We start from the raw sequence: 26,652 nt of genomic DNA on the forward strand, positions 1-26,652 counted from the left end.
CGGCCGCTTTCGCCGCGCCCCTGTCCGTTCTCCTGCACGCCAACTCATCATTCCGATCATGAGCACGACTGCCGTACCCGAAAAAACCAAATCCGCCCGGTTCTCCCGGCGTCAACTGATCGCTGCGGGCGTCGTGCTCGCCGTCATCGCGCTCGCCGTGTTCGGCTGGCACTGGTGGACCGTCGGCCGCTTCATCGAGGGCACCGACGACGCGTATGTCCGCGCCGACGTCGTCACGGTCAGTTCGCGCGTGTCGGGTTATGTCGCGCAGGTCGCTGTCGACGACAACCAGCCGGTGAAGCGCGGCGACGTGCTGGTGCGGCTCGACGATCGTGACTATCGCGCGAAAGTCGACGATGCGCAGGCCGCCGTCGCGGCGGCCGACGCGACGCTGCAGGCCGAGCAGGCAGCGGCCGCGACGCTCGACGCGCAGGTCGGCCAGCAGCGCAGCCAGATCGCGCAGGCCGACGCCGACGCGGCCGCCGCGCGTGCCGAGGCCACCCGGCGCGACGCCGATGCGACGCGCTACAAGCAACTGCTCGCCGAATCCGCCGCGAGCGGACAGCGCTGGGAACAGGCACACGCGGACGCGCTGAAGGCGCGCGCCGAGCTGGCCCGCGCGGGCGCGGCCGTGCGGGTGCAGACCGACCAGCAGACCGTGCTGCAGCGCCGCCGCGAGCAGAGCACCGCAGCGATCGCGCAGGCGCGCGCCCGGCTTGCGGCCGCGCAGGCCCGGCTGGCGCTCGTGCAGCTCGATCTCGACCACACGGTGATCCGCGCGACGCGCGACGGCAGCGTCGGCCAGCGCGCGGTGCGTGCGGGCCAGTATGTCGAGGTCGGGATGCCGCTGCTCGCGGTGGTGCCGCTGAACGACGTGTACGTCGTCGCGAATTTCAAGGAAACGCAGCTCGGCGCGATGCATGACGGCCAGCCCGTCGAGATCGACGTCGACACTTATGCGGGCCACACGCTGCACGGCCGCGTGATCGGCCTCGCGCCGGGCTCCGGCGCCCAGTTCGCGCTGCTGCCGCCCGACAACGCGACCGGCAACTTCACGAAGATCGTGCAGCGCATCCCCGTGAAGATCCGCGTCGATACGCCGCCGGCCGGCGTCGTGCTGCGACCCGGGATGTCGGTGATCGCGCGCGTGGACACGCGCGGCAAGCAGGGGATCGGCTCGTGACCGCCGCGACCGCGCAGGCCGCGCACGACGATACCGTTTCGCTGCGCGCGTGGGTCGCGGTGCTCGGCGGCGTGTTCGGCTGCTTCATGGCCGGCATGAACGTGCACGTGACCAACGCATCGCTGCCCGACATCCGCGGCTCGCTCGGCGCGAGCTTCGAGGAAGGCTCGTGGATCACCACCGCGTACCTGGTCGCGGAGATCGTCGTGATTCCGCTCACCGGCTGGCTCGTGCAGGTGTTTTCCGCGCGACGCGTGCTGCTGGTCGGCGCGACCGGGTTTCTCGCGTTTTCGCTCGCGTGCTCGGTCGCGCCGAGCATCTCGACGATGATCGTCGCGCGTGCGCTGCAGGGCGCGTTCGGCGGCGTGCTGATCCCGCTGTCGTTCCAGCTGATCGTCACCGAATTGCCGCCGTCGAAACACCCGCTCGGGATGGCGCTGTTCGCGATTGCGAACAACGTTGCCCAGGCGGCGGGGCCGTCGGTCGGCGGCTGGCTGACCGACATGTATTCGTGGCGCTGGATCTTCTACCTGCAGATTCCGCCCGCGATTGCGCTGGTCGCGGCGATCGGCTGGGCGATCCGGCCCGTGCCCGTGCAGCTCGGGATGCTCAGGCGTGCCGACTGGTTCGGGATCGCGACGATGGCGATCGGATTGAGCGCGCTGCAGATCGTGCTGGAGGAGGGCGGGCGCAAGGACTGGTTCGCGTCGAACCTGATCGTCGAACTGTCGATCGTCGCGGCGGCCGGTCTCGCCGCCTTCGTCGCGATCGAGCTGCGGCGCAAGGAGCCGTTCATCAACCTGCGCCTGCTCGGCCGCTACAACTTCGGGATCGCGAGCCTGATGCAGTTCCTGTTCGGCGCGGTCGTGTTCGGCGTGGTGTTCCTCGTGCCGAACTACTTCGCGGAATTGCACGGCTACAGCGCGCGCGACATCGGCCTCGCGATGATTCCGTACGGGCTCGTGCAGTTCGCGATGTCGTTCCTCACGCCGCCGCTGATGCGCCGCACGAGCCCGCGCACGACGATCGTGCTCGGCTTCGTGCTGGTCACGGCCGGGTGTCTGATGAACATTCACCTCGACGCCGACGCGGCATCGAACGTGATCGTGCCGTCGCTGATCGTGCGCGGGATCGGCCAGTCGTTCGTCGTGATCGCGCTGGCCGTGATGGCCGTCGACGGCATCGAGAAGGCGCAGCTCGGCTCCGCGTCGGGCGTGTTCAACATGGTCCGCAACGTCGGCGGCGCGATCGGCATCGCGGTGATGAGCCAGATCGTCGTCGAGCGGCAGAAGCTGCATGCGATGCGGATCGGCGAGGCGGTCACGCCGTTCTCCGAAGCGTTCCAGGAGCGCATGGCGATGCTCGCGCGGCTGCTCGCGCGCGTGCATGCGCCGCGCGCGGACGCACTGCCGGGCGGGTCGGTCTCCGGCGTGCACGAGCTCGCGCTCGGGCTCATCAACCAGCGTGTGATGCGCGAGGCGTTGCTGATGGCGTACAGCGATACGTTCCTGATCGCCGGGATCGCGATGATCGGGTGTACGGCGGCGGCGTTCGTGCTGAAAGGGAAGAAGGCGTGACGGAGCACGGGCCTGACAAACCTGACAGGCGATGACTTCGCGCAACGGGCGTATCGTGCTAGCGGCGCGCGCGGGGCCCTTTTCCCGCGCCCATCACCATGAGGAATGCGTCATGTCGAAGCTCGATGCCCTGCGGGGCGATATCAAAGGGCAGGCCCAGGAAGCGGATCGCCACAACCTGGCTCGGCCGGATGCGAACGGTGCGCTGTGGGCGCGCGGCCTGACGACGAAGCGGGTCGCCGACCTGTTCCGGACCCTGCCGGGTTTGCCGGGCCACTGGATGCAGCTGCAGAACGAGGTCAATGCCGGGAATCGCTACTTCTACGGCGGCATCCAGAACGGCAGCGTGACGACCGACGAAGGGAAGGCACTGATCCGCTGGATCGCCGATGCGGTCGTGAGCGCCGCCGGGAAGGCCACGTTCGATTTTCCGCTGCAGCAACTGCGCTTCACCGCCGACATGGGCTGGCTCAAGCTGCAGCGCGTGTCGGGGCGCGTGATGGTTTTTTCGCGGCCGTGAGGCGTGAACCGTGCGTCGGGACCGATGCTGACGGCCGGATAGTGCATCGGGAAGAGCGCGCGCGTAGTTGAAGGCGGGGCTGTCGTCGGGCGCAGGGTTCGTCGGCAGTCGCAGTCGTTTTGTTTGCCCCCGTTCGTTGGCCACCGCTTCAACTCGAGGTGGCTTCTCGAATTTCGATATTTCGACTATTATCGAATAATGGAAACGAACCAGACCATCGCCGCCCTTTCGGCACTCGCGCACGAATCCCGGCTCGCCGTTTTCCGCGCGCTGGTGCAGGCGGGGCCGCAGGGCCTGCCGGCCGGGCAGATCGCCACGCTGCTGGATGTGCCTCCTTCATCGCTGTCCTTTCATCTGAAGGAACTGGCCCATGCTGCGCTCGTCACGAGCCGGCAGGAGGGCCGCTTCGTCATCTACAGCGCGAACTTCGCGACGATGAACGGGCTGCTGGCCTATCTCACGGAGAACTGCTGTGGCGGCAATCCGTGTTTGCCGATGTCCGCATGTTCGAAATCCAGCTCGCAATCTTCCTGAAGGGCATCCACGTGCCCCGCCCATGACCACGAACGTCCTGATCCTCTGCACCCACAACTCCGCGCGCAGCGTGCTCGCGGAAGGCATGCTCAATCATTGGGCCGCGAAGCTCGGCAAGGATGTGCGCGCGTACAGCGCCGGCAGCGCACCGAGCGGCCGGCTCAATCCGTTCGCGCTGGAAGCGTTGACGAACGCCGGTGTCGACGTCGGCGGCTACCGCAGCAAGAGCTGGGACGAGTTCGTCGGCGATGGCGCGCCCGAAATGCGCGTCGTCATCACGGTGTGCGACAGCGCGGCTGCGGAGACGTGTCCGTACTGGCCCGGCAGCCCCGTCAAAGTGCATTGGGGTTATGCCGATCCGTCGAACGCGGTGGGCGGCGACGAAGGCAAGCAGCTCGCGTTCGAACTCACGCGCCAGGCGATCGGTTATCGGATGTTGCAGTTGCTGGCGCTGCCGCTCGATCGGGTGAGCAATTCCGAACTACAGGCGGCCCTGACCGATATCTCGCGGAACTGAGCATTCACGCGGCGGCCGGGTGAATCCACCGGCCGCCAGCGACTTCGAAACCGATACCCGTCCAATGAACACGTCCAACGTCGCCCCGCCGGAGCAGGCCGTTGCAAAGCCCTCCATCAACTTCTTCGAACGTTATCTGACCGTCTGGGTGGCGCTGTGCATCGTCGCCGGCATCGCGCTTGGTCAGGTGCTGCCCGGCCTGTTCCAGCAGATCGGCCGGATGGAATATGCGCAGGTCAATCTGCCCGTCGGGTTGCTGATCTGGGTGATGATCATCCCGATGCTCGTCAAGGTCGACTTCGGCGCATTGCACGAAGTGCGTCAGCACGTGAAAGGCATCGGCGTCACGCTCGTCGTGAACTGGCTCGTCAAGCCGTTCTCGATGGCGTTCCTTGGCTGGCTGTTCATCCGGCATCTGTTCGCGCCGATGCTGCTGGCCGAGCAACTCGACAGCTACATCGCCGGCTTGATCCTGCTGGCCGCCGCGCCGTGCACGGCGATGGTGTTCGTGTGGAGCCGGCTGACGGGCGGCGATCCGCTGTTCACGCTGTCGCAGGTCGCGCTGAACGACAGCATCATGGTGATCGCATTCGCGCCGCTGGTGGGCCTGCTGCTGGGGATGTCGGCGATCACGGTGCCGTGGGCGACGCTGCTCACGTCGGTGGTCCTTTATATCGTCATCCCGGTGATCCTCGCGCAACTCTGGCGCAAGCGGCTGCTCGCGAACGGTCAGGCTGCATTCGACGCCGCGATGGCGAAGATCGGCCCGTGGTCGATCGCCGCATTGCTGGCCACGCTCGTGCTGCTGTTCGCGTTCCAGGGCGAAGCGATCGTGAAGCAGCCGCTGGTGATCGCGCTGCTCGCGGTACCGATCCTGATCCAGGTGTTTTTCAATTCGGCACTCGCGTACTGGCTCAATCGCGCCGTGGGCGAGAAGCACAACATCGCATGCCCGTCGGCGCTGATCGGTGCGTCCAATTTCTTCGAGCTGGCCGTTGCGGCTGCGATCAGTTTGTTCGGTTTTCATTCCGGCGCGGCGCTGGCCACCGTCGTCGGCGTGCTGATCGAAGTACCCGTCATGTTGCTGGTGGTGCGTATCGTGAATCGGTCGAAGGGCTGGTACGAACGGGCTTGAGCAAACGGGAGAATCCATCCGCATGACCATGACCGACACCACGATTCATCGCAATCACACGGAACGCAAGCATGTCTGATTATCTGAGCGATCTACCGCAACTCGATATCGAATCGTTCCGCGTGCCGGACGCCGGCCAGTTGCGGCCGGCGGTGCCGTCGACGCATTCGCCCCGGTTCCTGCTTTTGTACGGCTCGCTGCGCGAGCGCTCGTTCAGCCGGCTGCTGATCGAGGAAGCCGCGCGCCTGCTCACTGCGATGGGTGCCGACGTGCGCGTGTTCAATCCGAGCGGCCTGCCGCTGCCGGACGATGCGCCCGAGAGTCATCCGAAGGTCGTCGAGTTGCGCGAACTGGTGCAGTGGTCGGAAGGCATGGTGTGGTGCTCGCCGGAACGACATGGCGCGATGACCGGGATCATGAAGGCACAGATCGACTGGATTCCGCTGTCGATGGGCGCTGTTCGCCCGACCCAGGGCAAGACGCTGGCAGTCATGCAGGTCAGCGGCGGCTCGCAATCGTTCAATGCGGTGAACCAGATGCGCGTGCTCGGGCGCTGGATGCGCATGCTGACCATTCCGAACCAGTCGTCGGTGGCCAAGGCGTTCGCGGAATTCGACGAAGCGGGGCGGATGAAGCCGTCGGCTTATTTCGACCGTGTGGTGGACGTGCTGGAGGAACTGGTCAAGTTCACGTTGCTGACGCGGGATATCGGCCCGTATCTGGTCGACCGGTATAGCGAGCGGAAGGAAAGCGCTGAGGAACTGTCGAAGCGCGTCAATCAGCGGAGCATCTGACCACGCGCACGAAGGGCGCGGTACCATGCGGCGTCGATGCTGAGTGGTTCGCCGCCACACACGATCAGTATCGGTGTGATGGTCACTACGATTCATCGTTGATCTCTTGCTCACCGATATTTGTTTCTGCTGCGTCGATTATGTCCGTTCACGACTGGTTCTCAAGTGCCGGCATGGTCGCGATCGCGTTGCGATCATGCCGGCAGATCGGGCGGTATGAGCTTCGTCGGCGCACCGCGCCGCGTTTCGCGCGGCACGTCGACGATACGATTCAGCGCCCGCGATCAGCGCGAACGGACGTCAGCTTCTTCCATTCCAGCCGGATGCCGGCGGCGCCTCAAACCCGTCTCCGTATCCACGATGGGGAATTCGGGACGCCCCTTGAGATCGCGATAGGTCTCTTCCATCGGTGTGATCACCAGCCGCCGATCGGTTACCTCGATTCGCACGCGCTGTGCGGGTTCGAAACCCGCCGTTTCGATCCAGCGGCCCGACAACTTGATCCACGGATACAGTGGCGGCGGCTTTTTCGGGCGATGCTTGTTGCGGAGAATCGACTTGATAGTCCGGTATCGGTAAGACTCCTGAATCGTCACGAAACGATCGGGGAAAAGGGCGGGTGCGCTATCATTCGCGTCAGCCATGACTAACTCCTGTGTAGTTGGTTGTGGTCAGCGGGTCGTGGGTGTTGCTGCACTCACGGCCCGCGCTCGTTTACGCGGCGAAATCGGACCAACATCCTTCGCATGACGAATAACCCTTCGCGAAGATTCCTTCATCCGTACGCGCAAACGCATCTCCACTGTAGGGGAATTCGCGACCGCACAGGGACTCGTTATGTGCGTTTCAACCAACGTTAGCCATTTGGCCTAGGTTGGCACACGTTCGATATGGCTTGAATGCGCGCATGCGCTGGACGCGATGACGCGCGATCGATTCGAAGCGGCAAGCAGCGACCGATACAGACAGGATGGAGGAAAGGATGCGGAGTGTTGCAGGTGGCGTGTTGGTCGAACCAGCCAAGCCGAACTGATGTGACGAAGCGGCGTTGCGCCGCTTCCCGTTGGCCGACGCGTGTTACTGCCCGAAGCGTTGCGTCACGGTGTCCTTCAGCCGCGCGGCGGTCAGCTCGCCCATGTGCGATTCGACGAGTTCGCCTTTCGCGTTGAAGAACAGCGTGGTCGGCAGCCCGCGCGACCCGTACGCATGCATCGCGTGCAGCGACGGATCGAGCAGCACGTGATCGAAGTGCAGGCCCTGCTGTTCGAGGAACGCGCGCACGGCTTGTGCGTTTTCACCCTGATTGAGCATCAGCACGGTGATGTCCGGATGGTCGCGCTGCGCCTGTTCGAGGATCGGCATCTCGCGGCGGCACGGCGGGCACCATGTCGCCCACAGGTTCACGACGACCGGGCTGCCGGCAAAGCTTTGCGGCAACACGGGCGTCGAATCGAGCGCTTCGAGCTGCATCGCGGCGAGCGGGGGCGCGGCATGCTGCAACGTCATCAGCGTGCCCTGCGCGATGCCCCATGCACCGAGGCCCGCGACGATGCCGGCCAGCACCGGGCGACGCAGCGCGGGCAGCCGGCGCAGCCGCCAGCCGGCAAATACCAGCGCGGCCGCGATGCCGATGCGCCAGTCGAAGCCGCCGTCGCCGAGCGCGACGATCGAGCGCGGCGCGGCCGTGTAGTCGCGCCACCATTGCGCGACATACCCGATGCGCGCGGCGACCAGCCCGAGCAGCAGCACGTCGAGGATCAGGCTCGATGCGGTCTTGTGATGTCCGTCAGGCGGGCGGCGCTGGATGGAACGTGCGACGAGCCACGCCAGCAACGCGGCGACGGCTACCGCGACGACGCGGATAGAGAAGGGACCGATGCTGAGCATGAAAGGAAAAGGATGGGTGTGATCGAGCGGGGCAGGAAACGGGATTGTCCGCCGCGGCGATGAAGCTGTCGACGGGCGTGCGGCGTTTCGACCGGCTGTCATGTACGCGGGTTCCCTTCGCGAACGTAACGGCGTGTTGCGAATTCGATGCGCGCGGTTGCGCAGGACTGCGTGATTTTCATGCGGATGGGCAGCGAATCAGACGGGTCTGGTGATCGTGATCGGCTTGCTGACCTACGCGGTGCGCGGCCTGTACTGGAGCGTGCTCGAACGCTGCGACGTGCCGCCGCGCGTCACCGGGCTCGCGATCGGCATCGTGTCGCTGCTCGGTTATTCGCCCGACGTGTTCCTGCCGCTCTTGAACGGCTGGCTGACGACCGCGTATCCCGGCATGCACGGTTATCAGCTCTATTTCGGCTATGTCGCGTGCGTCAGTGCGGTGGGCGGCGGTGCGTGCCTGTTGCTGAAGGGCATGCTCAAAAGAGAACCTGCCCGATGAAAATCGTTGCGCTCGAAACCCGCATCGCCGCCGATGGGTGAGCGCGGCCGCTGCCGCCCCACGGGCCGCGAATCCGCGATCCGTCGGGCGTCGGACATTACTGCTTCTTCGTGTGCGCCGGGTCAGCTTGTTGTGCATCGGCCGACGGGTCGAGCGTCGAGAGCGTCTTCTCGGTGAATTTCTCGTACAGCCAGTCCATGCGTGTCCCGTCCATGCCACCGGCGATGCCGCCGAGTGCGTACGATGCCGACACCTTGAAGCGGTCGACCTGAAGATTGTCGGCGCCGACGAGCGTCACTGTGCCGTCGACATAATCGCTGCCCGCCATGAAACCGAACATGACCGCGGAGAAACTCGAGCGCACCCGAATGCCGGTGACTTCAACGTTCAGATGCATCGCATCGGTTGAATCGGCCTTTGCCAAAAGATTGCGTGCGTCCAGCGCGCTTTCGATTTTCTCTTGCAGTTTCTTTGCGCTGAACTTCAGATTGTCTTTCAACTCTTCCTGGGCAGTCGCGTCCAGCGTGACTTTCACGTTAACCGGCTTGGTGCCGAACTTTGACGTCGACGCAGTCGCGGTGGCCTCCGCCTGATTACCTGTGTCGCGTGTCACGCTGCTTGCGCAGCCCGACAGGAAGCCGATCGTCGCCAGTGCCAGAGCGGCATGACGGATAGCAGATTTCATGATTTGGTCTATTGATTAAGGTTATTTGAGATGGCTCTGTGGCCGGGTGGACATTTATCACGGGACGATCGGATTCAAATGGTCGAATCGATAAATAGAGGCAACTCGGCATTCAGTCGCCACGGCCTGTTTTCGCAGACCAAGGGCATGAGCCGCTGCGCGACGATCCGGCCTCGTTCTCCGCGGATCCGAACGAGGGGAAGCTGCCGTACAGGCATTGGATATCGACGTCCGCTGCCGCGGTGCCGACTATTCGCGTGCGATCACCGGCGGTTACCGGATGCCGCGCCGCCGAGTCGGTATGCCGTGAAGAATTCGTACCACGGCGACCCTTCCGCTACCGGCACTCCGAGCGCCGACGTACGTCGCTTCAGCGCACCGAATACGTCGTTGATGCGGGCCGTCTGCGCGGCGTCGGTGAACGGATAAGGGCGGGACTTTCCCGCCGCGAACGCGCCATATGCGATGGCGAGCAGGCGGGCGCTGTCGTCGGTGCCCGCGATCGCCGCGTCGATCGCTTCGACAAAACGCGGCCGGTCTTCGGCGCGCGACCCGGACAGACACAGGAACACGATGGCCGACAGTTGATGCAGGTCATTCACCTGCAGCAGGCCGGGCAGCCGCGCGACGATCCGTTCGACCGGCTCTTCGCGAAGCGCATCGCCGAAGTCGAGCACGGCGGTCATCGGATTCCTGTCGCCTTTCAGGCGATCGAGCGCAGGTGGTGTGGCCGATGCGCCGTCCTGTAACGATGGCGGTGCGGATCGCAGCGCGTCGGCGACCTGCTGCGTCCACTCCGGAAAGATCATCCGCACGTTGCCGAACTGCTCGCCGCCTTCCGCCGCCGGGTTCCATCGATAGACGATCGTGCCGCCGCGCAGGAACGGCGAATACAGATGCTCGGGCGTTTGCGGCAGCGGCCGCCGGTTGATCGGCAGCCACGCGAGCGTCAGCCAGTCGTAGCGGCCGGTCGCGGGCACGGCAGGGCTCGAACTCGCGACGACCTGCCACGTGCCGCGATTCGCGTAACGCCGGCGCGCATCGGGCACCGGGACGGTCCGGCCTTTCGCGGTGTCGAAATACGTCGCGCCGGTCACGTTCGCGCCGCTGTCCGCGGCCGGCGTGATAGTGGAGATCACCCACGACGATCCGTCCGCCGAACGGTAGTCGGACGGCTTCAGCGTGGCGACGTCGTGAACCATGCGCGTTTCCGCTGCGACGGGGCTCGGGGGAAGGTTGGCGGGCGCGGCGACGATACTCGGCATGGGCTTTCCTCGGAATCGGGTGCGACGCGTCGGACGCGGACGACGCACGGCGGCGCGGGTTGTTTTCTGTCACTGTAGAACTTCGCCGCCGGAAAAGGAAACCGCCGGATGCGGTGCAGCATGCCCTCGCTTTTTGCCGCTTCACGCGTACATGGACGCGCTGGAAGCGGCCGGGTTCGCGATCGTGTCGTTGCGGGAACCGCCGCCGGACCATGCGGACACGGACCAGTTGAAGCAGTGGGCGCGCGTGGCGCTGTTTCTTTGGATCAAGGCGCGGCCGGCGGGTTGAGACACGCGCAAGGGGCCGGACTTGTTCGTGTTGGCTGAACCTGTGCGGGCATCAGTTTTCCTTGCCATGATTTGCCAGCAATTCCGAGCGGCCTATCACCTCTCTCGCGTTATCAACCGGATCTGCGTCGGAGAAACCGGCGGCTTCGATGACGGGTGTGAGCGACTTGAGTGCCACCTGTGGCTTGGCGCTGCGGAGCGACCCCATGCCCTCGTTCCATGCGTGCAGCATCTGCTTTGCGATCCAGTGCCAGCGCGTCTCGTTTTTTGCCGCTTCGACGATGTCCTTTCCTGTCGATACGGCGGAGTCGCACAATGCGTCGACCATTTCGCGATATTGCTTCGGCGGGATGCCGAGACGCGTGTTGAAGAAGCGTTCCAGCGTTTTGCCCGGTGCCCACGTCTTGCGGCCTTCGACGCTCAGCCCGGGAGGATTGTTCGCAAAGCGCGGATAGGCTTCAGTGGTGACGATGTCGTAGGCTGGCGTGTAGACGACGTCGTCGATGTTCGAGTAGAGAAGCGCGATGTTTTTGGCGTGGCAGTCAGCGTTGCGCACGACATAGTTGGTGATGAGCTGCCAGCCCAGCTGCTCGGCTTCCCGTCTCCAGTTGGCGGCGCTGATGTAGGGCTTCGTTGCGTTGACGACCTGCTCGGTCGACGCGCGGTATTTCTCGTGCGGAGGCAGGCCAAGCAGGCTGCAAGCGTCTTCCAGGCCAAATGCCGGGTTGCCTTGCTCGTCGATGTCGAACCGGTCGACGACGAGCACGCGGCCGTCGTCCGACATCGTGGTCTTCGCCACTCGGGCGACGCCGAGCCTTGCCAGCACCTGCATCGAATAATGCTCGTTGAAGCCAAGGTAGGGCGTTTGCTCGTCGGACCCCTTGATGATGTGCCGGCTCGTGCGCAGGGTTGGCTTGCCTACCGGTGCGTGGGCCGGCGAGCGTTCAGGAGCGAGGAACTTGGGCACGGCACCTGAAATTGCCGCGCGAGCGTAGTACCGGACAAGTTCCGCAAAGCGGGCGGTTGTGATGTCCTCATGCAGCAGGCGTTTCAGGTCGAGCGGATCGAGTTCGCCGCCGGGCGTGCCACCTTCGGGGGTGACGGTGACCCGGCCGATGCCGGCGCCGCCAATGATGGCCAGAAGCGAAAGATCCGTCCCGTCGAGATAGGGGCCGAACTCTTCGCGAATCACCTGAAAGAGAAAACCTTCCGGCAAGTTCTGCCGGAAGAAGGGGTGTAAGTCGCGCGGCCAGACCCAGGCATCTTCGCGAACGGGCATGGTCAGGCTCGCAAAATCTTCGGTGGCCGTGTCGGTGGTGTAACGCAGCGCATAGTCGTCCGCCTGGCGATAGAGATCGGCAACGAGTTTGCCTTTGACGTAGACGTGAAGGCGCATGTCACGTGTCTCCCATCGTGCGCTGTTCGGTCAGGATGTCGTCCAGCGTGCGTCCATGTCCGCGCTTGACCGTTCGCAGGTCATAGCCGGCTGCCTCGAGGAGGCGAACGAGCGCAGATGCGCTCATGTCGCCTCGCGCAAGTGTTTCCATGCGGGCGAGCGTCGTACGCGCGACACCGGCGCGCTCGGCCAGCTCTTGCTGTGACAGACCTGCCGTACGGCGAGCCTCTCTCAGCATCTCTCCAACATCGGCCAGTGTTGTCATTTGTAGCCCCAGGGCATCAAAAATTGCCGGATCGATTCTGATTGTAGCCCTTCTGCTACAAAATGCTATGTCTAAATTGTAGCCCTGGGGATACAAAAACCGATGGGACAGAAGATTTTGTGTCCCTTGGGCTACCAAAATTGCCAGGACGATCGTTACCGGGATTGAGCATCGCATTCAACTGCGCGGGTCAATTCAGGAGCGGGCGTAGGCCTGCGTTTTGTCATGTAGTGCATTGAAGCAGTGGGCGCGCGTACCGCTGTTTCTTTGGATCAAGGCGCGGCCCGTGGGTTGAGCGGATCGATGGCCGTCCGGGGTTTCACGCGGGCGCCACGTCACTCGTTTTATTGTAGTAACGTACCTACATTGATGTGCTCAAGGAGTCTGCGATGACCATCACCACGCTCTCGAGTCGCGAACTCAACCAGGACGTGACCAAGGCGAAGAAAGCGACCAAGGATGGCCCGGTGTTTATTACGGACCGCGGCAGGCCTGCTCATGTGCTGTTGAGTTTCGAGGAATACCAGCGTCTCACGCAGCAGCGGCGCAACATTGCCGACGCACTGGCGATGCCCGGTGTCGAGGACATCGAGTTTGACCCACCGCGTGCGGACGTCAGGATCAAGCAGGTCGATTTCTGATGATGTTCGTTCTCGATACCAATGTCGTTTCGGAGCTTCGGAAGGTACGAACGGGCAAGGCGGACAGGAATCTGGCGGCTTGGAGTTCCACCGTCGACGCCCCGACGCTCTTTGTTTCTGCCATCACGATCATGGAGCTTGAGACCGGTGTCTTGCAGATCGAACGCAAAGACACAGTGCAGGGCGCGCTCCTCAGAGCGTGGCTCGACGGACATGTCCTGCCCGAGTTCGCGAACCGCGTGCTGCCGGTTGATACGGCAGTTGCTCAGCGACGTGCGCGGCTCCACGTGCCGGATCGACAGTCCGAGCGGGATGCGCTCATTGCCGCAACGGCGCTTGTGCATGGCATGACTGTCGTGACGCGCAATGTGGCCGACTTTGTCGCAACTGGCGTCGCCATCGTGAATCCGTGGGATTGAACGATCAACTCATGCGTCACGTACAGGGAAAATCGGATTGCGGTCGGCGCAACACGCTCCTGTCGAGCATGTCGCGTGCTGATTGCAGCCACTCGGTTGATCACTCGCCCCGCCATGCTCACCGCGACAGCTCCTTCCTGTAAACCACGCCCCCCGTTTTCCCCGCGACGGTGTCGTACAACCGCATCGCCGTGTGATTCGTTTCGTGCGTCTGCCAGTACACGCGTTCGGCGCGATGCCGGCGCGCGGCGTCGTACACGGCCTCGATCAGCGCGCGGCCGACGCCCTTGCCGCGCTCGCTGTCGAGCGTGAACAGATCCTGCAGATAGCAGGTCGGCCCGGCATGCGTCGTGCTGCGGTGATACAGGAAATGCACGAGCCCGACGAGTCTGCCTTCACGTTCCGCGACGAAAGCATGCACGGGTTCGTAGCCGTCGAAGAAGCGCGACCACGTGAGCTTCGTCACTTGTAGCGGCAGCGCGGTATCGTCGAAGCGGCCGTAGAAGCGGTTATAACCGTCCCACAGCGGCAGCCAGTTGTCGTAGTCGTCTTCCCGGACCGCGCGTACGGTCAGGCCGGCGTCGGTAGCGTTCATGTGCGCGAACCTTTCGTTGAGGGTTGGACGTGTTGCCGGCCCAGCCGGCAACGACGCAGGCATCAACGATAGGAAGTTCGGGTCGCGCTGGGTAGGCCCATGACGGTCGCGGTTTCTGGTGCCACGATGGACGAGTGCGACGAGGCTTACCCGCGCATCGGCGGATTGAGCCGCGCGAACGCCTGTTGCCGGCGATACGGGAAGTACGGATACGGCGCTTCCACCGCGCTCGCCGCGTCGAGCGTCGCGACCTGCGCATCGGTCAGCGACCAGCCGACCGCGCCGAGGTTCTGGCGCAACTGTTCCTCGTTGCGCGCGCCGACGATCACCGACGACACGGTCGGCCGCTGCAGCAGCCAGTTCAGCGCGATCTGCGGCACGGTCTTGCCGGTTTCCTCCGCGATCGCGTCGAGCGCATCGACCACGTCGTACAGGCGTGCGTCGTCGACCGGCGGCCCGTAGCTGGCCGTTTCATGCAGGCGGCTGCCTTCGGGCAGCGGTGCGTCGCGGCGGATCTTGCCGGTGAGCCGGCCCCAGCCGAGCGGGCTCCACACGAGCGCGCCGAGCCCCTGGTCGGCGCCGAGCGGCATCAGGTCCCACTCGTAGTCGCGGCCGACGAGCGAGTAGTAGACCTGGTTCGCGACATAGCGAGACCAGCCGTGCCGGTCGGCCGCCGCGAGCGACTTCATGATCTGCCAGCCCGCGAAGTTCGACACGCCGATATAACGCAGCTTGCCGGCACGTACGAGATCGTCCAGCGTCGACATCACTTCCTCGACCGGCGTGCCCGCGTCGAACGCGTGCAACTGAAGCAGGTCGATATAGTCGGTGTCGAGGCGGCGCAGCGCGTCGTCGACGGCGCGCACGAGTCGCGCGCGCGACGTACCCGCATCGTTCGGACCGTCGCCGGTCGGCAAGCCCGTCTTCGTCGAGATCAGCACCTGGTCGCGGCGCCCGCGGATCGCCGCGCCGAGCACGCGTTCGGATTCACCGTCCGAATACACGTCGGCCGTGTCGAACAGGTTGACGCCGGCGTCGAGGCAGATGTCGACCAGGCGACGCGCTTCGTCGACGCCGGTGTTGCCCCATGCGCTGAACAGCGGGCCGCTGCCGCCGAACGTGCCTGCGCCGAAGCTCAGCGCGGGAACCTTGAGGCCGGAGCGGCCGAGCGTACGGTATTCCATGTGCGTTTCCTCTTGGATGATGGTCGAAGCCCGGCGCGTGCCGGACGGGCGCTCGTCGGCGGAATCACACTGTATCGCTTGCGGATATTTCAGATAATTGGGCAAACTTCAAAAATATCATTCGGAGAAAGCGAATAATGCTGCTCGATAACCTCGCGCTGTTCCTGCGCATCGTGGAGAAGGGCGGGCTGGCCGCGGCGGGCCGGGAGGCCGGCCTGTCGCCGGCCACGGTGTCCGAGCGGCTGGCCGCGCTCGAGCGCCACTACGGCGCAGCGCTGCTCACGCGCACGACGCGCGCGATCAGCCTGACCGACGAGGGCCGTACGCTCGTGGCGGGCGCTCGGCGCCTGCTGGCCGAGGCCGACGAACTCGAAAGCCGCGTGCGCGTGGGCGCGCAGACGCTGTCCGGGCCCGTGCGTTTGAGCGCGCCGGCCGATCTCGGGCGCGAGCGCGTCGTGCCCGTCGTCGACGCGTTCCTGGCCGAGCATCCGGGCGTCACGGTCGACCTGCATCTCGGCGACGGCTACGTCGATCTCGTCGGGCAGGGGCTCGATTTCGCGATCCGCCGCGGCACGCTGGCGGACAGTTCGCTGCGCAGCCGTTCGCTCGGCCGTGCCCGGCGCGTGGTATGCGCGTCGCCCGCGTATCTCGCCGCGCACGGCACGCCACGGCATCCGGACGATCTCGCCGCGCACGACTGCATCGTGATGCGTTTCGGGCCGGACCTGTATGCCGAATGGCCGTTCAGCATCGATGGCGAACTGACGCGCGTGATGGTGCGTGGCCGGCGCGTCGCCAATGACGGCGCGCTGGTGCGTGCGTGGTGTGTCGCGGGGCACGGCGTCGCGCTGAAGTCGCTGGTCGACGTCGAGCAGGATCTGGCGTCCGGTGCGCTCGTCGAGGTGCTGCGCGCGTTCTCGCCGGGCGACGTCGATCTGCAGATCGTCTATCCGGGTAGCGCCGTGCAGCCGCGGCGCGTGCGCGCGCTGATCGAGCGGCTGGCGCAGGCGCTGGCGGCGGCGTAAACGCGCGTTGATCACGCTGCCTGCGGGATGTCGTGGCAGCGGTCTTGCCACGATCGCATCGAATGCCGATGTCGCGATCGCGAACGTGACACGGCAGCCTGAAATCGGACCTCGAGCAGATTGCCCACGTTTCGTCATTTAGCTAATATACGAAACGTCAAACGCAGCCCTCCCACCCCATGGACAACGTCACCCGCATCAGCGCACTGGCCAACGAAAGCCGCCTGGCCGTGATGCGCTGGCTCAAGCAGCCGCGCAAGCATTTCCCGCCGCAGCCGCACGGCGATTTCGACGAACTCGGCGTGTGCTGCACGTACATTACCGAGAAGCTCGGCATCGCGCCGGCCACGACCACGCGCCACATGCGCATCCTCGCGGATGCCGGGCTCGTGCAGGCGACCCGCGTCGGCAAGTTCATGTACTACAAGCGGATCGACGGCGCGCTGCAGCAGCTCGGCCGCGATCTCTCGCAACTCTGATTTGATTCGATCGATCTCCACCGAGGCAACCGACATGGACGAACTTGCATTGCTGGCCGACGCCGACAGGCGCGCACACGCATATCTAGCAGCGACGAACGAACGGCGCGCGTTTCCCGACGCGGCCGCGCTGGCTGGCCTCGCCGTGTTCGACGAGCCGCTGCCCGATGCGGGCCGCCCGGCCGACGACGTGCTGCGCCTGCTCGACGAAAAAGGCTCGCCTGCCACCGTCGCGTCGAACGGCCCGAACTACTTCGGCTTCGTGATCGGCGCCGCGCTGCCGGCCGCGGCGGCGGCCGAACGGCTGATGCTCGCGTGGGATCAGTGCGCGTCGTCGTACGCGAATTCGCCGGTGGCCGCGACGCTCGAGCGCCAGGCCGCGCGCTGGGTCGTCGACGCGCTTGCGTTGCCCGAAGGCAGCGCGGTCGGCTTCGGCACGAGCGCGACGGCCTGCACGCTCGTCGCGCTGGTGGCCGCGCGGCGCGCGCTGCTTGCACGCAAGGGCTGGGACATCGACGAGGATGGCCTGATCGGCGCGCCCGAGGTAAAGGTCGTGATCTCCGAACTCGCACACATCACGGTGAAGAAGGCGCTGCGCGTGCTCGGCTTCGGGCTGAAGCGTCTTGTCGTCGCGCCGGTCGATGCACACGGCCGCATCGACCCGGCGCAGTTGCCGCCGCTCGACGACATGACGATCCTCTGCCTGCAGGCCGGCGAAGTGAACACCGGCGAATTCGATCCGTTCGCGGCGCTGATTCCGCGCGCGAAGGCGGCCGGCGCATGGGTGCACGTGGACGGCGCGTTCGGCCTGTGGGCACGCGCGTCGTCGAAACGCGCACTGACGGACGGCATCGACGGCGCGGACAGCTGGACCACCGACGGCCACAAGTGGCTCAACACGCCGTACGACGGCGCGATGGTGATCTGCCGCGACGCGGACGCACTCGCGACCGCGATGAACAGCGATGCCGTCTACCTGAGCGGCGCGAAGGATGCGCAGAAGAACCTGAACCTCGAGTTCTCGCGGCGCGCGCGCGGCATTCCCGTGTGGGCCGCGCTGCGCTCGCTCGGCCGCGCCGGCGTGGCCACGATGGTCGAGCGGCATTGCGCGCAGGCGGCGCGCGTCGCGGACGGCCTGCGTGCGGCCGGCTACGACGTGCTGAACCGCGTCGTGCTGAACCAGGTGCTCGTGCGCGCCGGCACGGATGACGAAACCGTCGCGATCCGCGAGGCCGCGCAGGATTCGGGCGACGTGTGGTTCGGCGCGACCGTATGGCAGGGGCGTCCGGCGTTTCGCATCAGCGTGTCGTCATGGCGCACGGAAGACGCGCACATCGATCGGCTCGTGGCGCTGCTGACCGAACTGCGCGGCACGCCCGTGCGCTGAAGGGTGGCGGCGGCGAACCGGCGTTGCCATGCGATGCCGTGTCTCCGCGCGGCCGGAAATATCGGACAATGCCGGAGCGCGCACATGCGCCGCATCGCCCGTCGGCCGATTGCCCGTTCGCCGGCCCGGGCGGCGCGTCCAATCGATGCAGTCACGCTAACGAGAGCCCCCCATGTCGACCACCCGTCCCCGGGAATTGCTGAAGGCCGCCGATATCGCGAAGATGGAACCGACGCGCGCCGTGCATTCGCTGAATCCCAATGCCGTCCGCCTCAAAAGACAGCTGAGTGACCTGACTGGCCTGACGCAGTTCGGCGTCCACCTGCTGACGCTGATGCCTGGTCACGAATCGGCCGAGTATCACCGTCACCTGTACGAAGAAGAATGTGTGTATGTGCTGTCCGGCACGGGCACGGTGACGATTGGCGAACGCCGGTACGACGTCGGGCCCGGCGATTTCCTCGGCTTCGCGCGCGGCGGCGAAGCGCATACGCTGCAGAACACCGGCGACGCGTCGCTTGAATTGCTCGTCATGGGCCAGCGCCTGGAACACGACGTGTGCGAATACCCGAGAATCGGCAAGCGGCTTTACGTGGCCGGCGATCTCGAGGATTACGTCGATCTGCCGAAGCAGCGCTGATACGATCCGCGATGCCCTAATGCAGGCTGTAGGTCACCGCGCCCGGCGATCGCCGGGCTAAGCGGGTGTGATGCTTCGCTACCCCGCCCGTTTTCGCTGGCGTCACGGCTCGTGCGGCTGGCCTGCATTGAAGCGAGAGCGGTCGTGTCAGACCAGCTTCCGGTAACCCGACGACCAGCTTTGGACCCGCTATGTCGCGGGTTTGTCCGAAATTTGCATACATTTTTCGGACGCTCTCCGCTTGACCTTTGTCCGAAAAATGTATACAAATTTCGGACAAGGAGATTTTGCATGTCAGACATTAGTACCCGCATCGTCATGCTCGTTCGCGAAGCGGAACCTGGCGCTGTCTGGGTGCCAGCCGATTTTGCGCATCTCGGATCGCGCGACGTGATAGACAAGACATTGCAACGTCTTGTCGCCAGCGGAACCCTGCGCCGCATCGATCGGGGACTATACGACCTCCCGGTCGTCAATCGGCTGACCAAACGGCCGACGACCCCTGATTATCGCGCCGTGCTCGACGCAATCGCCCGCCGCGATCAACTGCGTCTGTTGGTCGACGGCATGACGGCCGCCAACGATCTTGGGCTGACGGATGGGGTTCCTGCGCGAGTGACTATCCATACTGACGCGCGCCGGCGCGCTGTTCAACTGGACGAACTGCGAATCGATTTTAAGCAGACAGCCCCCAGTCGCCTTTTCTGGGCCGGGCGACCCGCCATGCGCGTCGTGCAGGCGCTTCACTGGCTCAAGGACACGTTGCCGGGCGACGGAGACAGGGTCCGTGCCCGACTCAGGTCCGTCCTCGCAGATCCAAAACATGGGCGAGTCATTGCCCATGACCTCGCTCAGGGCTTTGCGCATTTGCCGACATGGATGCAGGAATTTTTGCGCTCGGTTCCGCCTTTTGACCAGGGGTTCGCCGACTCGCCCTTGCACAGTGTTTCTGACGAACCGAGTAAAAAGACGGTGCTGCCGGATGCGGGTGGAGGTCCTCGATGAACGAAGCCTATCGGGAAATCATCGCGGCCAGTGACGCCGATCGTCGCGATTTGTTCATCGGCACAGCAACGCGTCTGGGCACGGGTGTGCAGAACGTCGAGAAAGACTTCTGGGTATGTTGGGTCCTGGATGCATTGTTCAACGGGCTGCCTTCAGGCGGCCCGCGTCTCCTGTTCAAGGGCGGTACATCCTTGTCCAAGGGATTCGGTCTGATCTCCCGCTTTTCGGAAGACATTGACATCACGGTATTTCGGGGCGATCTCGGGCAGCATGTCGAGCCGGCGGATATTGAAGCCCTGAGCGGAAAGCAGCGCCGCATCCGACTCGACGCGATACGTGAAGCTTGCCAGGCCTTTATCCAAGGAGATTTCAACGCAGGGTTGCACGCCTGCGCGACACGGCTTATATCCCAGGGCTTCACGCTGGAGTCCGATCCGGACGATGCGGACGGGCAGAGCCTGCTTTTCTGGTATCCCACGGCGACAGCTCGACAAGACGAGTACATCCGGTCTGCCGTCAAGATCGAGTCCGGCGCAAAGTCGGCGTTGGACCCGCACGCAATGGCAATCATCAAACCCTACGTTGCAGACGATTTGCCGCATATCGATTTGCGCGTGACGAACGTTATAACTGTTCAGCCTGAACGCACCTTTTGGGACAAAATCGTGATCCTTCATGGTCTGCGGCAATGGTTCGAGCAACGCGGAGAATTGCGCCACGGCGGTCAGCGGGTTTCTCGGCACTACTACGATATTCACCAGCTGCTCCGCAGTCCGGATTCGTCGCAATGGATGGCAAATATCGAGCTTGCCGAAGACGGTGCTCGTCATGCCCGTCTTTTCTTCGGCAGCCCCGATCTGCGGCTCGACATTGCCCGTCACGGCACGTTCACTCTGATGCCGTCTGCCGGGATGCTCGATGCTTTGCGGCGTGACTACGTCGCCATGACGGGAATGATCTTCCATGAGGTCCCTGCTTTGGCCGATGTGTTGGCGAGCGTGGAGCGTGCGGAGGCAACGATCAATGTCTGATCCGCGGGACGTGAGTCGACTTCGGAGGCAGTGCAGATGGCGACGTGGTTCGCTGGCATTTGCTTCATCGCTCGGTTGCCAAACTGTAGTGTCAGCCGCAATCACTTTGGCATCCTGCGTGAAAGCATAAACATCAGGTAAAAACAGGTATAACGATATTTTGTTTAGATAAACAAAATAAAAATTCGTAAAAACACGGGGTAGAGAAATCGCGTTTATTTGGGCACGCTTGTGCCCATTGTTCGTTCCTGGGCGCCGGTATTTCGACATGCCGGCGCGTATTTCTCCAGGCAACCGAATGCGGAAACAAGTACCTGCGTCCGGGATTTTCGACCGATTGACCGGGCACGCGACAAGTCACGAAAAGATTCCTGATTGAAAGCTCAGTAGTTCGAAACAATAGCTTGATTCAAGAACGATACGGAGACAGGGCATGTCGAGGAACTGGGGGTTGGGAACGGCGCTGCTGGCGCTGTGCGTTGCCGTGACGTCGTGCGGCGGCGATGGCGATTCACCGTCGGCGACGGCTGCAAACCTGTCGGTCGCTGCGCACGCGCAGGGCAATGAAAACGGCAACGGCGGCAACGACAACAGCAACGGTAACGAGAACGGCAACGAGAACGGCAACGCAGTGTCGAGGCAGAACGCCGACATCCGCGTCGTCCAGTACGTCGATCCGTTGATCGGCACCGATTACGCCACCGACCAGCCGGCCGATCCGGTCGGTTCGGGTCTGGGCGGCGGCACGTTCCCGGGGCCGACGGTGCCGTTCGGGATGATGCAATGGAGCCCGATGACGCCGACCGCGCAATACGACTCGCGCAAAGGCGACGGTTCCGGCTTCTCCGGCGGCTACTGGTACGGCGACACGTCGATCAATGCATTCAGCGTGCTGCACCTGAGCGGCACCGGCTGCTGGGCGAATGGCGGTTACCTGAACGTGATGCCGCAGCTTGCGCCCGGCGACGCCGGCGCGCCGGCCAGCTTCAGCCACGCGAACGAAACTGTGCAGGCCGGCTATTACGGTGTCACGCTCGGCAACGGCATCAAGGCCGAACTGACGACCACGCTACGCACCGGTTTCGCACGCTTCACGTACCCGGCGCTCGCGCAGGGCCAGCAGGCGACCATCGCAATCGATCCGACCGTGCAGAACAACCGCTCGCAGGGTACGACCGCGGACACGGTGAAGCAGGTCGGCGATCGCGCGCTGTCGGGCACGATCGCGGGCAGCGGCTTCTGCTGGGCCGGGCATGCGGTGCCGCTGTACTACTACGCGGAGTTCAGCCAGCCGTTCGCGGCGAAGCCGTCGCTGGCCGCCAACAGTCCGATCGCCGTCACGTTCGCGGTCGACAAGCAGCACCCGGCCGTGATGATGAAGCTCGGCATCTCGTTCGTCAGCGAAGCGAACGCGAAGGCGAACCTCGACGCGGAAAACCCGGGCAGTGATGCACATGGCCGCGCTGGCTGGCAATTCGACAAGGTGCGGAACGCGGCGAGCGCTGCGTGGAACGCGCGCCTGAACGCGATCCAGGTGAAGGGCGGCAGCGACGCCGACAAGACGAAGTTCTACACCGCGCTGTATCACGCGTCGCTGCATCCGAACGTGTTCAACGACGTGAACGGCCAGTATCCGGACTTCTACGCGTCGAACGGCGCATCGACCGCGCCGACGCGTCAGGTCGAAACAGGCCGCACGATGTACGCGAACTTCTCCGGTTGGGACATCGACCGTTCGTTCATTCAGTTGCAGGCGCTGCTCGATCCGGTGCGCACCAGCGACATCGTGCAGTCGCTCGTGCTGGATGGGACCGCATGCGGCGCGTTCCCGCGCTGGGCGTACTTCAATACGGAGACGGCCGTGATGCCCGGCGATGCGGGCTCGATCATCGCTGCGAACGCGTATGCGTTCGGCGCGACGAACTTCGATACGCAGCGCGCGCTGTCGATCATGAAGAGCAGCACCGCGCCGGGCGCTGCGTGCGCCGGCACGCCGGTGATGGGCAGCCGCGCGGATTACGACCGGCTCGGCTACGTGCCGTCGTCGGGATCGGGCGACAACCAGACCGCATCGAACACGCTCGAATACGCGCTGCGCGATTTCGCGGTGTCGCGCTTCGCGACGGCGCTCGGCGATACGGCGACGGCAGGCACGCTGCTCAAATCGAGCGGCAACTGGCAGAACCTGTTCGACAGGAACGCGATCCAGCCGAAGACGTCGGCGGGCGCGTGGGTCACCGACGGCTCGGGTTTCATGGAAGGCAACTCGGAGCAGTACACGTGGTACGTGCCGCACGATCTCGCCGGCGTGGTTGCGCAGGCGGGCGGCGCCGCGTCGGTCGTCAACCGGCTCGACACGTTCTTCACGCACCTGAACATCGGCACCGTGCAGCCGTATTTCTACGTCGGCAACGAAGTGACGATGGCCGTGCCGTGGGTCTATGCGTGGGCCGGCGCACCGTCGCATACGCAACGCGTGCTGCACGCGTCGCTCGCGAACGAGTTCGGCACCGGCGCGGCGGGGCTGCCCGGCAACGACGATCTCGGCGCGATCTCGGGCTGGTACGTGTGGGCCGCGCTGGGTCTCTACCCGGTCGTGCCCGGCGTGAGCGGCGTCGCAGTGTCGAGCCCGCAGTTCGAGAAGATCGACGTGCGTGTCGGGCAGATGGACGGCAGCTACCGCCTGCTGCGGATCGCAGCGCCGGGCGCGGGCTCCGCCGACAACGCGTCGTTCTACGTGAAGTCGCTGCGACTGAACGGCGAGTCGTGGCCGGCCGCATGGCTGCCGCTCGACAAGATCGCGAAGGGCGGCACGCTGTCGTATTCGATGACGGCGGACGCGAGCGCCGCGACGTGGGGCACCGATGCTTCGGCGATGCCGTCGTTCCCGCAGGCGGCCGGCGCGCCGTAAGTCGCGAGCGGCGAAACACAACCGTACATGTTGCAGACGGAGGAAGTTCAACGAGCGGTTCTGGCGAACAGGGGGAGGGACGAACGAATGAAGCTACGTCACGTGGTGGGTATCGGGTGCCTTGCCGTGCTGTCGGGTTGCGGGGGCGATCAGGCTTCGACGGATGCGAGCGTGCTCGCGCAGATGTCGAACGCGGTCGGATCGGGATCGTCGCAGGGCGATCAGAACGATCAAGGCGACCGGAACGATCAGGGCGAGCAGGCGGATGCGCGCGGAAGGTCGATCCTGCGCAGCGTCGATCCGATGATCGGCACTGCGAATCTCGACATCAACGCGGACTGGAGCAGCGGCGCGCGCGGCCACGGCCACGTGTACCCGGGCGCGACCGTGCCGTTCGGGATGGTGCAGCTCGGGCCGGACACGACCGGCGGCGCGCACACGCTGCCGTGGAACTGGGATCGCACGTCGGGCTATCAGTACGACGATCCGTTGATCACCGGCTTCACGCATACGCACCTGTCGGGTACCGGTATCGGCTCGGGCGGCGAAGTGCGGTTCCTGCCGACGCTCGCGCCGGTCGACAACGCGACGCTGGCGAAGGTCGCCGCCGATTCGTCGATCACCTACAACGCATCGTTCAGCCACGACGACGAGAGTGCGAGCCCCGGCTACTACCGCGTGCGGATGTCGCCGCAAGGCACCGGCAACACGCCGTGGAACGTGCAGGGCGCGAAGATCCTCGCGGAGATGACGGCGACCACGCATGCGGGCGTGCACCGCTATACGTATTTCCCGAGCGCGGCGACGCAGAAGCGCAGCATGATCGTGAGCATCGACAACCCGATCGGCGGCACGACCGCCAGCGGCAAGATCCAGGTCGTCGACGCGCAGACCATCGCCGGCTGGGAGTTCACCAACAACTGGGCGAACAACAAGCCGACGTATTTCGTCGCGCGTTTCTCGAAACCGTTCGATACGAAGAACGTCGCGTTCAGCGCGGACGGGTTCAACGCGTACCTGACGTTCACGGCCAACGGGAACGATGGCGGCGGCCCGGTCACGGTGAAGGTCGGCATCTCGCCGTCGAGCATCGCGGATGCGCAGGCCAATCTCGCGTCGGAAGTCGGCGCGAGGTCGTTCGACCAGGTGCGCGGTTCGGCCGAGCGCGTGTGGAGCGCCGCGCTCGACCGGATCCGGATCAAGGGCGGCAGCGCCGACCAGCGGACGATGTTCTACACGTCGCTGTACCGCACGATGCTTGCGCCGACGGTCTACAACAATGCGGACGGCAGCTACGTCGGCACCGATTCGACCAACGACGCCACGACGTCGCCGCCGACGACGAGCAAGCACGCGAATCCGGGTTTCGACTATTCGTCGACGTTCTCGCTGTGGGACACCTTCCGCGCCGAATCGCCGTTGATGACGCTGGTGCAGCCCGAGCGCGTCGACGGCTGGGTCAAGTCGCTGCTCACGCAGTTCAGGCAGAACGGCAAGGGCGAACTGCCGGTGTGGCCGCTCGCGCAAACGGAAACCTTCACGATGGCCGGCCATCCGTCGATCCCGTTGATCGCGGATGCGTATCTGAAGCATCTGACGAGCGCGGGCATCGACGACATCTGGACCGCGTTGACGACCACGCAAGGCGCGAGTGCGCACGGCTTCGACCAGTATCGTCAGAGCGGCTACGTGTTCGCCGGCGACAACGCGTCCGTGTCGACGACGCAGGACTACTCGTTCGACGACTGGGCGACGGCCGCGGTCGGCAAGGCGGCCGGCAAGAGCGCGGCCGACTACCGGCCTTACCTGCAACGCAGCCGGAACTACCGGAACGTGTTCAACCCGGTTCCGAGCAACGGCTGGAAGTTTGCGCAGCCGAAGGACTCGCAGGGCAACTGGGTGCCGGGCTTCGATCCGACGGCCGCCGAGAAGACGGACTTCTCCGAATCGAATTCGTGGGTCGATACGTGGAACATCTTCCACGACTTCCCGGGGCTCGTTGCGCTGCTCGGCGGGAACAGCCAGTTCATCGCGCAGCTCGACCGGACGTTCGATCCGGCCAATCCGCTGACCTTCCTCAATAACCAGGGCTTTCCGGACCTGACCGGGCGCAGCGGCCAGTTCTTCGCCGGGAACGAACCGGCGAACCACCTGCCGTACCTGTACGACGTCGCGGGGATGCCGTCGAAGACGCAGGATCGCGTCCGCTCGGTGATGGACGACATGTACTCGTTGACGCTGACGGCGGGCGACCGTGCATTGCTGAGCGGCGACAGCCTGAAGGCCGCGCTGGCCGATCCGCGACGGGTGCGGAACTCGGCGATTCCCGGCAACGACGATTGCGGCCAGTTGTCGGCGTGGTACGTGCTGTCGGCGCTCGGCATCTATTCGCTGAACCCGGTGGGCGGCGTGTTTTACCTCGGTACGCCGCTGTTCGAGGAAGCGACGATCGACATCCCGGTTGCGTCGGGAGGCGGGGCAAGCGGCGCGTTGAAGTTCGGCGCGATGCGGCGCTTCAAGGTGACCGCGCATACGGCCGGGGGCGGCGCGCCGTCGGCGGTCAATCGCTACGTTCAATCGGTGAGCCTGAACGGCACGCCGCTGCACCGGCCGTACATCACATACGACGAGATGAAGGCCGGCGGCACGCTCGACTTCTTGATGGGCTCGACACCGAACGATGCGTGGGTCAGCCAGTGGAACGGGCAGGATCCGAACAGCGCGCTCGCGCCGTCGGTCGCGCTGGCCGGCAAGTAGCGGCTGGCAACCGCAGGAGCAGCAAGCGGCCCG

Annotated in this window: 25 protein-coding genes and 2 pseudogenes; 19 read left to right on the forward strand and 8 right to left on the reverse strand. The window is 64.8% G+C overall.

The window, feature by feature from the left end; genetic code table 11:
- Nucleotides 1-58: 58 nt before the first annotated feature.
- The 7 genes from LXM88_RS31125 to arsH all read left to right on the forward strand — a co-directional run bounded on the left by LXM88_RS31125 (nucleotide 59) and on the right by arsH (nucleotide 6,260).
- A complete protein-coding gene (locus LXM88_RS31125; protein WP_262543263.1) occupies nucleotides 59-1,183 on the forward strand; it encodes an HlyD family secretion protein in 1,125 nt (374 codons plus the stop codon).
- On the forward strand, nucleotides 1,180-2,760 hold the full coding sequence (locus LXM88_RS31130; protein ID WP_262543264.1) for an MDR family MFS transporter: 1,581 nt from the start codon (nucleotides 1,180-1,182) through the stop codon (nucleotides 2,758-2,760). Before LXM88_RS31125 ends, LXM88_RS31130 begins: the two co-directional genes overlap by 4 nt.
- A gap of 112 nt (nucleotides 2,761-2,872) precedes the next feature.
- Nucleotides 2,873-3,280, forward strand: a complete 408-nt coding sequence (locus LXM88_RS31135) for a peptide ABC transporter ATPase (protein WP_262543265.1) — start codon at nucleotides 2,873-2,875, stop codon at nucleotides 3,278-3,280.
- A 198-nt stretch (nucleotides 3,281-3,478) separates the two neighbouring features.
- Nucleotides 3,479-3,814 (forward strand): ArsR/SmtB family transcription factor, encoded by a 336-nt coding sequence (locus LXM88_RS31140; protein WP_262543266.1) that lies wholly within the window; start codon nucleotides 3,479-3,481, stop codon nucleotides 3,812-3,814.
- A 22-nt stretch (nucleotides 3,815-3,836) separates the two neighbouring features.
- Complete coding sequence (locus LXM88_RS31145) at nucleotides 3,837-4,331, forward strand: arsenate reductase ArsC (protein ID WP_262543267.1); 495 nt, start codon at nucleotides 3,837-3,839, stop codon at nucleotides 4,329-4,331.
- 64 nt (nucleotides 4,332-4,395) lie between these two features.
- On the forward strand, nucleotides 4,396-5,466 hold the full coding sequence (arsB, locus tag LXM88_RS31150) for an ACR3 family arsenite efflux transporter (RefSeq protein ID WP_262543268.1): 1,071 nt from the start codon (nucleotides 4,396-4,398) through the stop codon (nucleotides 5,464-5,466).
- Between the two features lie 71 nt (nucleotides 5,467-5,537).
- On the forward strand, nucleotides 5,538-6,260 hold the full coding sequence (gene arsH / locus LXM88_RS31155; RefSeq protein WP_262543270.1) for an arsenical resistance protein ArsH: 723 nt from the start codon (nucleotides 5,538-5,540) through the stop codon (nucleotides 6,258-6,260).
- Between the two features lie 284 nt (nucleotides 6,261-6,544).
- Here the strand turns inward: arsH and LXM88_RS31160 are convergent, their stop codons facing one another.
- Together LXM88_RS31160 and LXM88_RS31165 are read right to left on the reverse strand one after the other, a co-directional pair.
- On the reverse strand, nucleotides 6,545-6,904 hold the full coding sequence (locus tag LXM88_RS31160; protein WP_262543272.1) for a type I toxin-antitoxin system SymE family toxin: 360 nt from the start codon (nucleotides 6,902-6,904) through the stop codon (nucleotides 6,545-6,547).
- 433 nt (nucleotides 6,905-7,337) lie between these two features.
- Nucleotides 7,338-8,147, reverse strand: coding sequence for a TlpA family protein disulfide reductase (locus LXM88_RS31165; RefSeq protein WP_262543273.1), 810 nt, complete (start codon nucleotides 8,145-8,147; stop codon nucleotides 7,338-7,340).
- 208 nt (nucleotides 8,148-8,355) lie between these two features.
- On the opposite strand from LXM88_RS31165, the pseudogene LXM88_RS31170 reads away from it, so the two are divergent.
- Nucleotides 8,356-8,646, forward strand: a pseudogene (locus LXM88_RS31170) (MFS transporter); the annotation flags it as partial.
- A gap of 97 nt (nucleotides 8,647-8,743) precedes the next feature.
- On the opposite strand, the gene LXM88_RS31175 reads toward LXM88_RS31170, so the two are convergent.
- Together LXM88_RS31175 and LXM88_RS31180 are read right to left on the reverse strand one after the other, a co-directional pair.
- Entirely contained in the window at nucleotides 8,744-9,331 is a 588-nt protein-coding gene (locus LXM88_RS31175) for a DUF4410 domain-containing protein (RefSeq protein ID WP_262543274.1), read from the reverse strand.
- A 263-nt stretch (nucleotides 9,332-9,594) separates the two neighbouring features.
- On the reverse strand, nucleotides 9,595-10,596 hold the full coding sequence (locus tag LXM88_RS31180) for a hypothetical protein (protein ID WP_262543275.1): 1,002 nt from the start codon (nucleotides 10,594-10,596) through the stop codon (nucleotides 9,595-9,597).
- A gap of 133 nt (nucleotides 10,597-10,729) precedes the next feature.
- Between LXM88_RS31180 and LXM88_RS31185 the strand changes: the two are divergent.
- Nucleotides 10,730-10,885 (forward strand): annotated as a pseudogene (locus LXM88_RS31185) (class I SAM-dependent methyltransferase); the annotation flags it as partial.
- A 51-nt stretch (nucleotides 10,886-10,936) separates the two neighbouring features.
- On the opposite strand, the gene LXM88_RS31190 reads toward LXM88_RS31185, so the two are convergent.
- Both LXM88_RS31190 and LXM88_RS31195 read right to left on the reverse strand, forming a co-directional pair.
- Nucleotides 10,937-12,280 (reverse strand): type II toxin-antitoxin system HipA family toxin, encoded by a 1,344-nt coding sequence (locus tag LXM88_RS31190; RefSeq protein WP_262543276.1) that lies wholly within the window; start codon nucleotides 12,278-12,280, stop codon nucleotides 10,937-10,939.
- A gap of 1 nt (nucleotide 12,281) precedes the next feature.
- Nucleotides 12,282-12,545, reverse strand: coding sequence for a helix-turn-helix domain-containing protein (locus LXM88_RS31195; protein ID WP_262543277.1), 264 nt, complete (start codon nucleotides 12,543-12,545; stop codon nucleotides 12,282-12,284).
- A 389-nt stretch (nucleotides 12,546-12,934) separates the two neighbouring features.
- Between LXM88_RS31195 and LXM88_RS31200 the strand changes: the two genes are divergently transcribed.
- On the forward strand, nucleotides 12,935-13,186 hold the full coding sequence (locus LXM88_RS31200) for a type II toxin-antitoxin system Phd/YefM family antitoxin (protein ID WP_262543278.1): 252 nt from the start codon (nucleotides 12,935-12,937) through the stop codon (nucleotides 13,184-13,186).
- Entirely contained in the window at nucleotides 13,186-13,605 is a 420-nt protein-coding gene (locus LXM88_RS31205; RefSeq protein ID WP_262543279.1) for a type II toxin-antitoxin system VapC family toxin, read from the forward strand. The genes LXM88_RS31200 and LXM88_RS31205 overlap by 1 nt, the downstream gene beginning before the upstream one ends.
- Before the next feature lie 118 nt (nucleotides 13,606-13,723).
- Here the strand turns inward: LXM88_RS31205 and LXM88_RS31210 are convergent, their stop codons facing one another.
- Both LXM88_RS31210 and LXM88_RS31215 read right to left on the reverse strand, forming a co-directional pair.
- Nucleotides 13,724-14,200, reverse strand: a complete 477-nt coding sequence (locus LXM88_RS31210) for a GNAT family N-acetyltransferase (protein ID WP_262543280.1) — start codon at nucleotides 14,198-14,200, stop codon at nucleotides 13,724-13,726.
- Between the two features lie 146 nt (nucleotides 14,201-14,346).
- Nucleotides 14,347-15,384, reverse strand: coding sequence for an aldo/keto reductase (locus tag LXM88_RS31215; protein WP_262543282.1), 1,038 nt, complete (start codon nucleotides 15,382-15,384; stop codon nucleotides 14,347-14,349).
- Nucleotides 15,385-15,521: 137 nt separating this feature from the next.
- Here LXM88_RS31215 and LXM88_RS31220 point away from each other — a divergent pair, with 137 nt between their 5' ends.
- From LXM88_RS31220 to LXM88_RS31255, 8 genes are all read left to right on the forward strand, one after another.
- Complete coding sequence (locus LXM88_RS31220) at nucleotides 15,522-16,409, forward strand: LysR family transcriptional regulator (RefSeq protein ID WP_262543284.1); 888 nt, start codon at nucleotides 15,522-15,524, stop codon at nucleotides 16,407-16,409.
- A 179-nt stretch (nucleotides 16,410-16,588) separates the two neighbouring features.
- Nucleotides 16,589-16,888, forward strand: coding sequence for an ArsR/SmtB family transcription factor (locus LXM88_RS31225; protein WP_262543285.1), 300 nt, complete (start codon nucleotides 16,589-16,591; stop codon nucleotides 16,886-16,888).
- 34 nt (nucleotides 16,889-16,922) lie between these two features.
- The gene (locus LXM88_RS31230; RefSeq protein ID WP_262543287.1) at nucleotides 16,923-18,275 is read left to right on the forward strand and encodes a pyridoxal phosphate-dependent decarboxylase family protein; all 1,353 of its coding nucleotides are present in this window, start codon (nucleotides 16,923-16,925) and stop codon (nucleotides 18,273-18,275) included.
- Between the two features lie 172 nt (nucleotides 18,276-18,447).
- Nucleotides 18,448-18,915, forward strand: a complete 468-nt coding sequence (locus LXM88_RS31235; protein WP_262543288.1) for a cupin domain-containing protein — start codon at nucleotides 18,448-18,450, stop codon at nucleotides 18,913-18,915.
- A 291-nt stretch (nucleotides 18,916-19,206) separates the two neighbouring features.
- Entirely contained in the window at nucleotides 19,207-19,920 is a 714-nt protein-coding gene (locus tag LXM88_RS31240; protein WP_262543289.1) for a DUF6088 family protein, read from the forward strand.
- Complete coding sequence (locus LXM88_RS31245; protein WP_262543290.1) at nucleotides 19,917-20,951, forward strand: nucleotidyl transferase AbiEii/AbiGii toxin family protein; 1,035 nt, start codon at nucleotides 19,917-19,919, stop codon at nucleotides 20,949-20,951. The genes LXM88_RS31240 and LXM88_RS31245 overlap by 4 nt, the downstream gene beginning before the upstream one ends.
- Nucleotides 20,952-21,384: 433 nt before the next feature.
- The gene (locus LXM88_RS31250) at nucleotides 21,385-23,862 is read left to right on the forward strand and encodes a GH92 family glycosyl hydrolase (RefSeq protein ID WP_262543291.1); all 2,478 of its coding nucleotides are present in this window, start codon (nucleotides 21,385-21,387) and stop codon (nucleotides 23,860-23,862) included.
- An 87-nt stretch (nucleotides 23,863-23,949) separates the two neighbouring features.
- Nucleotides 23,950-26,619 carry a GH92 family glycosyl hydrolase gene (locus tag LXM88_RS31255; protein WP_262543292.1) on the forward strand — a complete coding sequence of 890 codons (2,670 nt, stop codon included), beginning with the start codon at nucleotides 23,950-23,952 and terminating at the stop codon, nucleotides 26,617-26,619.
- The last annotated feature ends 33 nt before the right edge of the window (nucleotides 26,620-26,652 follow it).

Source organism: Burkholderia sp. S-53 (assembly GCF_025560745.1).
Lineage (GTDB): Bacteria > Pseudomonadota > Gammaproteobacteria > Burkholderiales > Burkholderiaceae > Burkholderia > Burkholderia pyrrocinia.

Bases quoted from the DNA above. Each gene is read 5' to 3' on its own strand.
- LXM88_RS31125 (WP_262543263.1), top strand. From the start codon at position 59: ATGAGCACGACTGCCGTACCCGAAAAAACCAAATCCGCCCGGTTCTCC.
- LXM88_RS31135 (WP_262543265.1), top strand. From the start codon at position 2,873: ATGTCGAAGCTCGATGCCCTGCGGGGCGATATCAAAGGGCAGGCCCAG.
- LXM88_RS31140 (WP_262543266.1), top strand. From the start codon at position 3,479: ATGGAAACGAACCAGACCATCGCCGCCCTTTCGGCACTCGCGCACGAA.
- LXM88_RS31145 (WP_262543267.1), top strand. From the start codon at position 3,837: ATGACCACGAACGTCCTGATCCTCTGCACCCACAACTCCGCGCGCAGC.
- arsB (WP_262543268.1), top strand. From the start codon at position 4,396: ATGAACACGTCCAACGTCGCCCCGCCGGAGCAGGCCGTTGCAAAGCCC.
- arsH (WP_262543270.1), top strand. From the start codon at position 5,538: ATGTCTGATTATCTGAGCGATCTACCGCAACTCGATATCGAATCGTTC.
- LXM88_RS31160 (WP_262543272.1), bottom strand. From the start codon at position 6,904: ATGGCTGACGCGAATGATAGCGCACCCGCCCTTTTCCCCGATCGTTTC.
- LXM88_RS31165 (WP_262543273.1), bottom strand. From the start codon at position 8,147: ATGCTCAGCATCGGTCCCTTCTCTATCCGCGTCGTCGCGGTAGCCGTC.
- LXM88_RS31175 (WP_262543274.1), bottom strand. From the start codon at position 9,331: ATGAAATCTGCTATCCGTCATGCCGCTCTGGCACTGGCGACGATCGGC.
- LXM88_RS31180 (WP_262543275.1), bottom strand. From the start codon at position 10,596: ATGCCGAGTATCGTCGCCGCGCCCGCCAACCTTCCCCCGAGCCCCGTC.
- LXM88_RS31190 (WP_262543276.1), bottom strand. From the start codon at position 12,280: ATGCGCCTTCACGTCTACGTCAAAGGCAAACTCGTTGCCGATCTCTAT.
- LXM88_RS31195 (WP_262543277.1), bottom strand. From the start codon at position 12,545: ATGACAACACTGGCCGATGTTGGAGAGATGCTGAGAGAGGCTCGCCGT.
- LXM88_RS31200 (WP_262543278.1), top strand. From the start codon at position 12,935: ATGACCATCACCACGCTCTCGAGTCGCGAACTCAACCAGGACGTGACC.
- LXM88_RS31205 (WP_262543279.1), top strand. From the start codon at position 13,186: ATGATGTTCGTTCTCGATACCAATGTCGTTTCGGAGCTTCGGAAGGTA.
- LXM88_RS31210 (WP_262543280.1), bottom strand. From the start codon at position 14,200: ATGAACGCTACCGACGCCGGCCTGACCGTACGCGCGGTCCGGGAAGAC.
- LXM88_RS31215 (WP_262543282.1), bottom strand. From the start codon at position 15,384: ATGGAATACCGTACGCTCGGCCGCTCCGGCCTCAAGGTTCCCGCGCTG.
- LXM88_RS31220 (WP_262543284.1), top strand. From the start codon at position 15,522: ATGCTGCTCGATAACCTCGCGCTGTTCCTGCGCATCGTGGAGAAGGGC.
- LXM88_RS31225 (WP_262543285.1), top strand. From the start codon at position 16,589: ATGGACAACGTCACCCGCATCAGCGCACTGGCCAACGAAAGCCGCCTG.
- LXM88_RS31230 (WP_262543287.1), top strand. From the start codon at position 16,923: ATGGACGAACTTGCATTGCTGGCCGACGCCGACAGGCGCGCACACGCA.
- LXM88_RS31235 (WP_262543288.1), top strand. From the start codon at position 18,448: ATGTCGACCACCCGTCCCCGGGAATTGCTGAAGGCCGCCGATATCGCG.
- LXM88_RS31240 (WP_262543289.1), top strand. From the start codon at position 19,207: ATGTCAGACATTAGTACCCGCATCGTCATGCTCGTTCGCGAAGCGGAA.
- LXM88_RS31245 (WP_262543290.1), top strand. From the start codon at position 19,917: ATGAACGAAGCCTATCGGGAAATCATCGCGGCCAGTGACGCCGATCGT.
- LXM88_RS31250 (WP_262543291.1), top strand. From the start codon at position 21,385: ATGTCGAGGAACTGGGGGTTGGGAACGGCGCTGCTGGCGCTGTGCGTT.
- LXM88_RS31255 (WP_262543292.1), top strand. From the start codon at position 23,950: ATGAAGCTACGTCACGTGGTGGGTATCGGGTGCCTTGCCGTGCTGTCG.